This window comes from Paenibacillus sp. (assembly GCF_048976745.1).
Classification (GTDB): Bacteria; Bacillota; Bacilli; order Paenibacillales; family Paenibacillaceae; genus Paenibacillus.
Map to the genome: position 1 here is coordinate 588,969 of NZ_JBHGUU010000004.1, position 11,965 is coordinate 600,933.

Sequence of the window (11,965 nt, forward strand, 5' to 3'; positions counted from 1 at the left end):
TTATAACCTAAATTACAAAGAGCATTCTGTATAAAATGTCACGTCTATCTTTCAGTGTATACAGAATGCTTATCTTTTCATCTATTATTTAATCGTGGTCTTAGTAAGGGGGAGCAAGAATGAAATCGGATAAAATTTCGGAAGCGGTGGTACGACGTCTGCCTGTATACTTGCGTTATTTGAGCGAGCTGCATCAGCGCGAGGTGGCTACTGTTTCTTCTCAAGAGCTTGGACAACGGCTGGATCTGAATCCGGCCCAAATTCGAAAAGACCTGGCTTACTTCGGTGATTTTGGTCGTAAAGGGATCGGGTATGATGTATCCTATTTGATCGAGAAAATTCGTCACATTCTCAAAATTGATCAGCAAATTAATGTAGCTCTGGTAGGCGCGGGTAACCTCGGACAGGCCTTATCCAACTACAACGCTTATCTGAAAGACAACATGAAGATTGTTGCTGTATTTGATGCATATGGACCGAAGATTGGTAGTCAAATCAATAGTTTGACGGTAAAACCAATGAATGAATTGACAGAAGCGGTTCAAACGGATAACATCCGCATCGGAATTATTACCGTTCCGGATACGGAAGCTCAAAATGTAGCCGATCAGCTGATTGAATCCGGAATTGAAGCAATCCTTAATTTTGCACCAACAATTCTAAAAACACCGCCGCATATCCGCATTCACCATGCCGACTTTACAACGGATCTGCTTAGTTTGGCCTACTACTTGGAGACTGGAAAGGACGACGAGGAAGATGACAACAAATAGATGGGTAATTCATAATGGCAAATTTGCCGTTAATGAAGGCACAACATGGAATGTGGTTCAAGGATACATGGTTGTTGAGAATGACAAGATTGTGCATATTGGTGAGACATTGCCGGATGGAGACGAAAATTGTGCCAAAGTGGATGGAAAAGGATTGTTCTTCCTGCCGGGTCTGATCAATACGCATGGTCATGCAGCGATGTCGTTGCTTAGAGGGCACGGAGACGATCTTGCGCTGCAAGTATGGTTGCAGGAAAAAATGTGGCCGATGGAAGCAAAAATGACTTCAGAAGACGTATATTGGGGAACTTCGCTATCGGTGCTTGAAATGTTAAAAGGCGGAACTACAGCATTCCTGGACATGTACGATCACATGGATCAAGTGGCCAAAGTTGTGGAACAATCCGGCGTTAGAGCAGCACTGGCGCGCGGTGTAATCGGGCTGTGCTCTGAAGAAGAGCAATTGCGGAAGCTGGAGGAGTCAGCAGCGTTTGCACGGGAGTGGAATGGACAGGCAGATGGTCGCATTACAACCGTAATCTCGCCACACGCACCATATACATGCCCTCCTGACTACATAGAGAAGCTTGTACAGGTCGCGAATGACCTGAACCTTCCTCTTCATACACATATGTCGGAAACGCTTCGTGAAGTGGAACAGAACGTGACAGACTATGGATTGCGTCCTGTAGCACATCTGGAGAAACTGGGCTTTTTCTCCCGTCCATCCCTGGTTGCACATGCGGTACATCTGAATGACGAAGAGATTGAGATTCTGGCTCGTCATGATGTGGCCGTATCCCATAACCCGGGAAGTAACCTGAAACTCGCTTCCGGTGTTGCGCGGGTACCTGCGTTGCTGAAAGCAGGAGTTACCGTGTCACTTGGAACAGACGGACCGGCAAGCAACAATAACCTGGATATGTTTGAAGAAATGCGATTGGCTGCATTGATCCACAAAGGTGTGTCTGGTGATCCGACTGCCGTGCCAGCGGGCGAAGCGTTACTACTCGGAACTTCATATGGTGCTAAATCCATCTTCCTGAACAATACCGGTGCGCTTCAGGTCGGCATGAAGGCTGATTTCATCGCCCTGGACATTGAACAGGCACACTTCTACCCACATACAGACCTGATCTCACATACGATTTATTCGGCCTCTGCCAAAGATGTGGAGCACGTATGGGTGGATGGGAAACAAGTGGTTAAACATGGCGAATGTCTGACGCTGGATGAAGAACGCATTTTACGTGAGTCTCAATTGGCATTTGATGGTTTGCTTGCTCGTTAATTGCATTGCGGAGCATCATAGGGAAAGGAAGTTCGGCTTTTGAAGAAAAAAAAGAAGTGGATATGGATTTCGCTGCTTGCACTGGTTCTGATTCTGTTTGGACTTCAGCGTTATTATGTGTATGTCACACAGGATCAGCGCAAGGAAGAAGCGCTCGCCATACAGGCAGCACAGGAGAAACTGGGCATTACATCTTATGATGAATTGCGTAAATACATCTGGGGAGATAAAGAAGGCTCTGACAACATCTACTGGACCCTGATCGGCAAAAACAAGGATAACCAGGATGTTATGGTCTGGGTTAAATTCGATGCAAACAATCAACCTGCTACAGGTGCTAACGCTATACACAGTGAACTGCTGCAGAATGGCATGTCCGAAGCACAGATACGCAATCGCTTCAGTTCCGAAGTTCCTGCTGGTGAGATTAAACGAATCATGCCCGGAGTTGTGAATGGAATATATGTGTGGCAAGTGTATTATAAAGACGGTACGCATAACCACTATCGGTTTTATCGTTTTAGCAATGGAGAACAGGTGGACCTGGTCTACACACTCCCGAACAGCTAGAACAAATAGATTAACTAAGCTAGAGAATGAAAGAAACGAAAGAACCGGCAGACGGATATCCGACTGAACCGGTTCTTTGTGTTGCCTGTGAACAGTTTTGATTTAAATAGTTAAAATTAATAATTTATTCATATTTTCGCCTTCGAAATTGTATATACGATGTGATATACTCAGATATGTACTCAAAGATACATTCAAAACAAATAGTCCTGTCGAAAATTTTCGCAGGAGTCAATGTGCACATATTCGTATTATATCAATAAGCCAGTAGGTTAGGCTAAAATCTGGGAGGGTAATTCATTTGAAGCTAAAAGTATTGCCTATTGCTTTAACTGCCGTCATTTCAGCCGTTGTGTTGTTTGGAGGTTGGTTTGTGTATCGTCAGGTGGCCGTGCAGAATCCGATTGAAAAGATGGTTACCCAGTACGATGGAGTCAATGATGTTCAATTAACTATTAACCGCAATGACGTACAGTTGAAACTGGATCTGCAACCCGATGTTGATTTGGGCAGACTGGTACAATATATTCACAAAGAAGGACAGAACTTGATTGGAACACGTTCACTAAAGTTGGATGTTGTGGATCATTCCAGTGAAGCACTGGAGAGTTGGTGGGGGGATGCGATGTTTACCGTAGCTCAGGCGATGGAGAACAAGCAATACACCGAGATTACACCAACGTTGTCGAAGATGGCGACAAATGGAATAAAGGTAAATACAGCGATGGATGACAACAATGTATATGTCAGTCTCAGAGACGGAGATGCCAGCAAGTTTATTATTCTGCCGCGTGTGCCCGGTCAGATAGGAGTGTGGCCTAATGCCTAAGTGGACAAAAGAAGTTGCCATTGGATTTTTTCCCGTGTTGATTATTTTTCTTGCTTTTACTGGTGTTAATATTGTTCCGATCCTGATTGCAGCGGTATTTGTCGGAGCTTTGCTGTTCATGATGCAAATGCGGGGCGGGATTACAGTAGGCGCTGCACAGGAACGTAAACGGAAGAAAAAAGGACCTTCCAAGCTTACTTTTGAAGAAATTGGAGGTCAGGACAGTGCCAAGCAGGAGTTGCGTGAAGCGCTGGACTTTCTTATCAAACATGAAGAAATTCGCAAGTTCGGGATTCGCCCATTAAAAGGGATTTTGCTGACAGGCCCTCCAGGGACAGGGAAAACGCTGATGGCCAAAGCTGCTGCCCATTACACTGATTCTGTTTTCGTAGCTGCATCGGGCAGTGAGTTCGTGGAAATGTACGTTGGTGTGGGTGCCAGCAGAATTCGGGATTTGTTCAAGGAAGCGAGAACCCGTGCCACCAAGGAAAATAAAGAAAATGCCATTATATTTATCGATGAAATCGATGTCATCGGGGGGAAACGTGAAGGCGGTCAACAGCGCGAGTATGATCAGACGCTGAATCAGCTCCTGACGGAAATGGATGGAATCTATTCTTCCGATACGCCAAGGATACTGGTTATAGCTGCAACGAACCGCAAAGAAATGCTCGATAGCGCCCTTACGCGTCCGGGACGTTTTGACCGCCACATTCAAGTGGACTTGCCTGATAAGAAGGGCAGAAAGCATATTCTGGAACTGCATGCGGTGAATAAACCTCTGATGAAGGAAGTTAATCTGGAGAAGACAGCCGAAGAATCGTATGGTTTCTCCGGTGCGCAGCTCGAAAGTGTTATGAACGAAGCGGCAATATATGCTATGCGGGACGGGCTGTTAAACATTGAACAGCGGCACTTGTCCCTGGCTATTGATAAAGTCATGATGGGTGAAAAGACAGATCGTGAGTCCAGTGTGGAAGAAAAGAAAAGGGTCGCCATTCATGAATTGGGACATGCCATTATGGCTGAACTTGTTCGTCCAGGCAGTGTAAGCCAGGTCGCACTTAGTCCACGTGGACAGGCTCTCGGATATGTACGTCATAACCCGCAACAGGAACAGTTTCTTTATACCAAGCGCTTTCTGGAAGAGCAGATCATGATTGCACTCGGAGGAGCAGCTGCGGAGGAAATGTACTACGGTGGACGTTCGACAGGTTCACGCAATGACTTCGATCAGGCAACCAGTGTTGTGCAGACGATGATGGCTTCCGGGTTGACTTCACTTGGGATTGTGAACATGGATATGGTCACAACGGAGGAACTCATGCGAGAGAATAAATTAATCCTGCAAGAACTGATGGAACAGACAAAGCGGTTGCTTGAAGAACAACGGACAATTTTCGACAATTCACTCGACATCTTGATTCGTGAGGAAGTATTGTCTGGCGAACAATTTCGTTGTCAATTTCGTGACAGTGCCCTTTTACCAGCATAATTTATTTATGCTGGTTATTTTTTTTTACATTTCACTCGTGCTAAGATATTATTATATGTTGGGTCGAAATTTGTAATTTTCGGCGAACAGGGTACAATAGAGAAATAGAGAACCGAAAGGATGGAGCAGAACCATGTTTTTCAAAAAAATAGGAGTTGTCGGCGGCGGTACGATGGGGCAAGGTATTTCCCAGATGCTCGCAGCCAAAGGACTTGATGTGCTTCTCGTGGAGCATACAACACAAAAGCTGGATCATGCATATGACATGATCGAAACCAATCTGGATAAACAACTGGAGAAATGGGCGATTACAAAAGCGGAGAAGAAATTGATTCTTTCCCGTATTACCAAGGTAGCTCATTTAGCTGAACTTGGAACTTGCGACATGGTCATTGAGACGATTTCAGAGGATCTGGATGCGAAAAAAGCAGTATTCAGCCAACTGGACCAAGTTTGCCCAAGTAATGTCATTCTGGCAAGTAATACATCCACGCTGAGTTTGACCGAGCTTGCAAGCTCGACCAAATACCCAGAGCGTGTTATTGGTATGCACTTTATTCACCCGGTATCCCGGGTTGATCTTGTAGAGATTATTCGTGGACTGAAAACTTCGGATACAACATTCGAAGAGACCAGACGTTTTGTTGAAGAAGTAGCGGACAAAAAAGGAGTCATGATCTATGAATCTCCTGGATTCGTAACTTCCCGTTTGATCTGCCTGTTGATTAACGAAGCGTTGCATGTATTGCAAGAAGGTGTTGCATCTGCTGAAGATATCGATGATGCAATGCGTATCGGATACAACTTCCAACATGGACCACTCGAAATGGCTGACCGTTTCGGATTGGATTCTGTTGAAGCTGCACTCGAAAGAATGTTCCGTGAATTCGGAGAATTGAAATATCGTCCTTCCACGGTCCTGAAGAAAATGGTGCGTGCAGGACACCTGGGTGTCAAAACAGGCGAAGGATTCTTCAAGTACGACAAGGATGGTGACCGACTGTGAAAGTACTCGTAATTAATGCGGGGAGTTCCTCGCTCAAATATCAACTGTATAATATGACTGACGAATCTGTCCTGGCTAAAGGTCTGGTAGAGCGGATCGGAATGGATTCCTCCATTCTGACGCACAAACCAACAGGCCGTGAGGATGTTACAGAAGTTAGTGAAATTTTGGAACACACAACAGCAATCCGTAAAGTCATTGATATTTTGACTCACAAAGAAAATGGCGTACTGGATTCTGTAAGTGAAATTCAAGCTGTTGGACACCGGGTTGTTCACGGTGGTGAAGCATTTAAAGAATCTGCACTGGTAGATGATGCAGCCAAAGCTGAAATTCGTCGTTTGTTCGACTTGGCTCCACTTCATAACCCGGCAGCAATGATGGGTATTCGTGCGGCTGAAGCCAATATGCCGGGTGTTCCACAGGTTATGGTCTTTGATACAGCATTCCATCAAACGATGCCTGAAAAAGCCTATCTGTATGCCATTCCGCGTGTACTTTACAAAAAATATAAAGTACGTCGTTACGGCGCACATGGTACTTCCCATGATTTCGTAAGCAAGGCTGCTGCGGAGTATCTGGATCGTCCAGTGGAGGATCTGAAAATCATCACTTGTCACGTGGGTAACGGCGGCAGTGTAACAGCAGTTAAAGGTGGCGTATCCGTGGATACTTCGATGGGGATGACTCCGCTTGAAGGACTGATGATGGGAACGCGTTCTGGTGACCTTGACCCAGCCATCGTACCTTATGTTATGAACAAGGAAGAACTGAGCGTAAGCGAAGTGAACTCCATGTTGAACAAACATAGTGGATTGCTTGCAATCTCCGGAATCAGCAGTGACATGCGTGAGATTACAGAAGGTATGGAGAATGGTGATGCCAACTCCACACTTGCTTTTGAGATGTACGAATACCGTCTGCGTAAATACATTGGTTCATATGCAGCTGCTATGAACGGTGTAGACGTGATTGTCTTTACGGCTGGTGTAGGTGAGAACTCCGTTGTTCTTCGCCAAAAAGTATGTGAGCAACTCACTTATCTGGGGGTTGAACTGGATGAAGCGCTGAATGCCATTCGTTCTGGCGAACCGCGCCGGATCACAACAGCGAATTCCAAAGTGGATGTTCTCGTTGTGCCAACTAACGAAGAATTGGTCATTGCACGTGATACACACCGAATCGTATTGAATTCTAAGTAATCTAACTGTAAAGTAAATATAGAATGACAAGGAAGTGCAGAGGACAGGCATACGCCTGCCCGCTGCATTTTCAAATTCAGGAATCAAGGGGAGATATGTGCATGAATACGAATTGTGTAATTCGTAATGTGAACGAGCATGTGGGCGAAACCGTAACAATCGGTGCCTGGATTAACAACAAACGTTCCAGCGGTAAAATTCAGTTTTTGCAGCTGCGTGATGGAACCGGATATATTCAAGGGGTTGTTGTAAAAAGTGAAGTCAGTGAAGAAATCTGGAACAATGCCAAGAGTCTAACTCAAGAAAGCTCATTGTATGTTACAGGTATTATTCGTGAAGAACCTCGCAGTGCGTCCGGTTACGAGATGACTGTTACAGGGGTTGAGATCATTCACCTGACTGAAAACTATCCCATCACACCTAAAGAGCACGGTGTTGATTTCTTGATGGACCATCGTCATCTGTGGCTTCGTTCTACGAAGCAACGTGCAGTTATGGTGATTCGTGCAGAGATTATTCGCGCTGTTCAGCAGTTCTTTGATGGTAACGGATTCACACAAGTTGACCCTCCGATTTTGACACCATCGTCTGCGGAAGGTACCACGAACCTGTTCCACATCAAATACTTTGATGAAGATGCTTATCTGACGCAAAGTGGTCAATTGTACATGGAAGCCGCAGCCATGGCGCTGGGCAAAGTATATTCCTTTGGTCCAACATTCCGTGCGGAGAAGTCCAAAACACGTCGCCACTTGATTGAGTTCTGGATGATTGAGCCGGAAATGGCATTTGTAGATCACGAGGAAAGTCTGCGTGTGCAAGAGAAATTTATTGCTCATGTCGTTCAATCCGTGGTGAAAAACTGCCGTGCAGAACTGGAATCCATTGGTCGTGATGTATCCAAACTCGAAGGCATTGTAGCGCCATTCCCAAGAATTACGTATGATGAAGCGATTGAGTTCCTGCATGGACAAGGCTTTGATATTCCTTGGGGAGAAGACTTTGGTGCACCACACGAAACAGCGATTGCTGAGAAGTACAACACACCCGTCTTTATCACACATTACCCTGCAGGAATCAAAGCTTTCTATATGAAACCAGATCCGAATCGTCCAGAAGTTGTTCTCTGTGCGGATATGATTGCACCAGAAGGTTACGGAGAGATTATTGGCGGTTCTCAGCGTATTGATGATCCGGAATTGATGCAACAACGTTTTGAGGAGCACAATCTCTCGGATGAAGCTTACCAATGGTATCTGGATTTGCGTAAATACGGATCGGTTCCTCACTCCGGTTTCGGTCTGGGATTGGAGCGGACGGTAGCATGGATCTGTGGATTGGATCATGTGCGTGAAACAATCGCATTCCCACGTATGCTCTATCGTCTGTACCCTTAATGCTTAACCGAGGAGCGTCTATGGAAGACACCACATCCAAAGCTTGGTTGGATGGAGCAGCTTATGGCATGACTTCGGGTACAGCTCATCTGCCGTATGCCTTGTTACGTTATTATCACCAGCTTGGCCTATCAGATGCAGAAGTACTTCTTCTGATTCAACTGCTAGGGTTCCGTCAGGCGGAGTTCAATGAGTTTCCCACGCTTGAAGAACTTGCAGGGCGCATGGGACTTGCACCTGAGGGTATCGCCAGAATGTTGCAACGTCTGATGAGGGATGGATATATCGCTATCGATGAGCATCGTGACGAGGAACGTGACATCCAGTACGAGCGATATGACTTACATGGATTATATGCTAAGCTTGCAGCGTGCACTGCCGAAGAAGTGGCTGCATTCCGCGCGGAGCAGCAGAGCAGCAGTAAAGCACGTCAAGATTCGAACAGTGTTCAAAAAGAAGAGGAAGAACGGAACATGTTCTCCATCTTTGAAAAAGAATTCGGACGTCCGCTCTCTCCAATGGAGTGTGAGACGATATCCAGCTGGTTGGATCAGGATCGTTACCAGGAGGAATTGATTCTAATGGCTCTGAAGGAAGCGGTTTTTGCAGGCAAAGTACATTTCCGTTATATCGATCGAATACTGCTTGAGTGGAGCCGTAATCGTGTCAAGACCGTTCAAGACGCGAAGGCATACACGCAGCGGTTCCGTAACGGTGGACGTTAATACCAGTGTAGACAGGACAAGAAACAGGCCAGAAGTCATTCTGTGCCTGTTTTTTTTGGATTACAGATTGCATGAGTGATCAGTGACATCAGCCTTTCAGGTAATGAAATTTCTTTTTTCACAAAAATTTGATGGATCACGCAGGGGTTAACACACAAGCTGTCGTCTATTGTATTGGAGAGGAGGGGAGAGTTATTGATGAAGCGCGCGTAATCGAACAAATCCGTCAAGGAGATACATCGCAGATGCGTACTCTGATTGATAAGTATAGCCAGCATGTATATCATGTGGCCTATTCCGTACTCCGGAACGATCAGGAAGCACAGGATGCAGCTCAGGAGGCGTTCATACAGATGTATAAATCTCTCCCCGACTATCGCTCCGAAGGTTTCAAAACGTGGTTAACCCGAATTGCCTTTCACAAAGCGATTGATGCCAAACGCAAGCTGGGCAGGCGAACAGCTGAGGATCTGGGTGGAGAAGAAAAAATAATAAACATACCCGGACGGGATGAAGACGTTCTTACCCGTCTCGTTCGTGAAGAACGTCAGGATCAACTTCGTGAGCGAATTAATCAGTTGCCTGCTCAGCACCGTGACATTATCACTGCGTATTATCTAAGCGAAAAAAATTATGAGCAGATTGCCAGTGACGCACAGGTGGCTGTGAAGACCGTGGAATCCCGTTTGTATCGTGCCCGGCAGTGGATTCGAAAACATTGGAAGGAGGATGATTGGCGTGAGTAAACAGGAGAAGTATACCGCTGAGCAATGGACGGATTATATTGAAGGCCATATGAGTGAAACTCAAGCGAACCAAATGGAACAGCTTCTGATGAAAGACCCGGATGCGATGGACAGTTATCTGGAAGCACTCGGCATCCATGAGGAACTGCCTCCGCTACATGACCCGACAGGGTTTGCGGATTCAGTCATGCATCGGATTGAGGGTATTCAATCCTCCAAGGTACAACGCAAATCCCGTGCTGGACGAAACCGGCGCTGGCTTGAACATAAAGTGTTCCATTACGCGGTAGCGGCCTGTTTGACATTGATCTTCCTCTCGTCTGGACTTTTTGACAAGGTAGCACCATATCACAAGTTCCAGGAAGGCGACCACAGAGGGTCTTTTACGGAGAAATGGACGGAGGCAGCCACAACATGGCTGGATAACTTCAAGCCTAAACCATAAATAGTTTCGCATTGCCTGAAAAGAAAGGATGACGACTGTGCACTCAGATCGTAACAAATTACTCGCATTTCTATTAAACCTGATACCCGGTCTTGGTTTTATGTATTGGGGTCGAGCCACAAGAGCCGTGATCTATCCATTGCTTTTCTTCGGAACAGTTGTTGGCTCATTCATGATAGCAATGGTCTTTAATGAACAAGATTTAATGATTATCGGTGGACTTTTTGCCGCTTTCTTCTGGGGAATCAGCATGCTGGACATCATCATTGTGCTCCTTCGTGCGCCTTCTGCCCGAGATGCTCATTACAGGGGATACGGAGCACATTACGGGCCACAACATCCAGGAGCAGCCTATCAGGGAGTACACATGGGTCAGCAAGGGCCTATGGAGCAGATGAATGAAGAGGAGCTGCATCAGCATCCTGGTAGTGAATATGGTCATCATGAGGGTCCCTATGGTCAACCCATGTATCGAAAAGGCAGTGAGGGTGAACGATTCTTCACCATTTTGCTCTCATTTGTTCCGGGATTGGGCCACCTTCATCTGGGATTGTTGCATCGTGGGTTGTCCTTCCTGATGGCGTTTTTTGGTTCATTTGCCATGATGGTTTTTGTAACATCAATCACTAATGAATCGGTGTTTTTAATGTTCCTGCTCATACTGCCTGTAATATGGGTATACTGCATGTTTGATGCGGTGCAGCATGTCCATCGCAAGCAGGCTGGTGAAGTGCTGCAGGATCGGACATTATTCGAAGAATTGGAAATGGGCAGAGTAGCCGGTAGACGTAGCAAAGTGCTTGCAACGCTGTTATCCGCTTTTCCGGGTGCGGGCCATCTCTATCTGGGATTGCAAAAAAGAGGCATACAACTCATGTTCCTGTTTCTTGCAAGCATCTATGTGCTGGACCTGCTTCATTTATCGCTGTTCCTGTTCATGATTCCGTTGATCTGGTTCTACAGCTTCTTTGACGGCTTACAGTGCTCCAGTCGCTATGGACGCGAGCCTTTGGTTGATCAACCGATCTTCAAGGATTGGGCCCGCCATCAGCGTCTGATAGGATTCGGAATTGCAGCGCTGGGTCTGTATTATCTCGCGATCCGACTTGTCATTCCAAAGCTGAATGAGCTGTTCCCAAATGACTTTATGACGTATGAGATCCGTTCCTATTTGAACACCGTCATTGTATCCTTGCTGCTCATTTTTGGTGGCTTGAAGCTGTTGTTTGGCAAGCAGCGGGGAGCAGGTACAAATCATGCGGTTCATCGGAATGAAGAACAAACAGATAGCCTCTTTTTATTCAAGGATTCGGATGATCGGCTGTAATTTACGATCCAAGTTGGATTAAAAATGACTTACACTGGCACTATGATGACAGAACGACCTTAATCTCTGTTATCCTACAAACCAAAAAACACGCCAAGGGCTATGTATACCAGCCTCAGGCGTGTTTTTGGTTATGCAGCTTTGATTTTGAATAAATGA

12 protein-coding genes are annotated in these 11,965 nt (G+C 45.9%); all 12 read left to right on the forward strand.

Annotation, left to right across the window (positions count from 1 at the left end; all coding sequences use genetic code 11):
• Window positions 1-119 precede the first annotated feature (119 nt).
• The 12 genes from ACE3K2_RS03575 to ACE3K2_RS03630 all read left to right on the forward strand — a co-directional run bounded on the left by ACE3K2_RS03575 (window position 120) and on the right by ACE3K2_RS03630 (window position 11,806).
• On the forward strand, window positions 120-773 hold the full coding sequence (locus ACE3K2_RS03575; protein ID WP_421886754.1) for a redox-sensing transcriptional repressor Rex: 654 nt from the start codon (window positions 120-122) through the stop codon (window positions 771-773).
• The gene (locus tag ACE3K2_RS03580) at window positions 760-2,064 is read left to right on the forward strand and encodes an amidohydrolase (protein ID WP_421886756.1); all 1,305 of its coding nucleotides are present in this window, start codon (window positions 760-762) and stop codon (window positions 2,062-2,064) included. The genes ACE3K2_RS03575 and ACE3K2_RS03580 overlap by 14 nt, the downstream gene beginning before the upstream one ends.
• Before the next feature lie 39 nt (window positions 2,065-2,103).
• Window positions 2,104-2,634, forward strand: a complete 531-nt coding sequence (locus ACE3K2_RS03585; protein WP_421886759.1) for a DUF5590 domain-containing protein — start codon at window positions 2,104-2,106, stop codon at window positions 2,632-2,634.
• A gap of 301 nt (window positions 2,635-2,935) precedes the next feature.
• Window positions 2,936-3,463, forward strand: coding sequence for a hypothetical protein (locus ACE3K2_RS03590; RefSeq protein ID WP_339166301.1), 528 nt, complete (start codon window positions 2,936-2,938; stop codon window positions 3,461-3,463).
• Complete coding sequence (locus tag ACE3K2_RS03595; RefSeq protein ID WP_421886762.1) at window positions 3,456-4,958, forward strand: AAA family ATPase; 1,503 nt, start codon at window positions 3,456-3,458, stop codon at window positions 4,956-4,958. Before ACE3K2_RS03590 ends, ACE3K2_RS03595 begins: the two co-directional genes overlap by 8 nt.
• 133 nt (window positions 4,959-5,091) lie before the next feature.
• Window positions 5,092-5,964, forward strand: a complete 873-nt coding sequence (locus tag ACE3K2_RS03600) for a 3-hydroxyacyl-CoA dehydrogenase family protein (RefSeq protein ID WP_062835158.1) — start codon at window positions 5,092-5,094, stop codon at window positions 5,962-5,964.
• Entirely contained in the window at window positions 5,961-7,166 is a 1,206-nt protein-coding gene (locus ACE3K2_RS03605; RefSeq protein WP_421886765.1) for an acetate/propionate family kinase, read from the forward strand. Before ACE3K2_RS03600 ends, ACE3K2_RS03605 begins: the two co-directional genes overlap by 4 nt.
• Before the next feature lie 101 nt (window positions 7,167-7,267).
• Window positions 7,268-8,563 (forward strand): asparagine--tRNA ligase, encoded by a 1,296-nt coding sequence (gene asnS, locus ACE3K2_RS03610; RefSeq protein WP_017687752.1) that lies wholly within the window; start codon window positions 7,268-7,270, stop codon window positions 8,561-8,563.
• 20 nt (window positions 8,564-8,583) lie between these two features.
• Window positions 8,584-9,288 (forward strand): DnaD domain protein, encoded by a 705-nt coding sequence (locus ACE3K2_RS03615; RefSeq protein ID WP_421886768.1) that lies wholly within the window; start codon window positions 8,584-8,586, stop codon window positions 9,286-9,288.
• A gap of 245 nt (window positions 9,289-9,533) precedes the next feature.
• Window positions 9,534-10,034: an RNA polymerase sigma factor gene (locus ACE3K2_RS03620; RefSeq protein WP_421886771.1), complete on the forward strand. Its 501-nt coding sequence runs from the start codon at window positions 9,534-9,536 to the stop codon at window positions 10,032-10,034.
• Window positions 10,027-10,479, forward strand: coding sequence for a hypothetical protein (locus tag ACE3K2_RS03625; protein WP_421886774.1), 453 nt, complete (start codon window positions 10,027-10,029; stop codon window positions 10,477-10,479). Before ACE3K2_RS03620 ends, ACE3K2_RS03625 begins: the two co-directional genes overlap by 8 nt.
• Window positions 10,480-10,507: 28 nt before the next feature.
• Entirely contained in the window at window positions 10,508-11,806 is a 1,299-nt protein-coding gene (locus ACE3K2_RS03630) for a multi-tm2 domain protein (RefSeq protein ID WP_421886777.1), read from the forward strand.
• The last annotated feature ends 159 nt before the right edge of the window (window positions 11,807-11,965 follow it).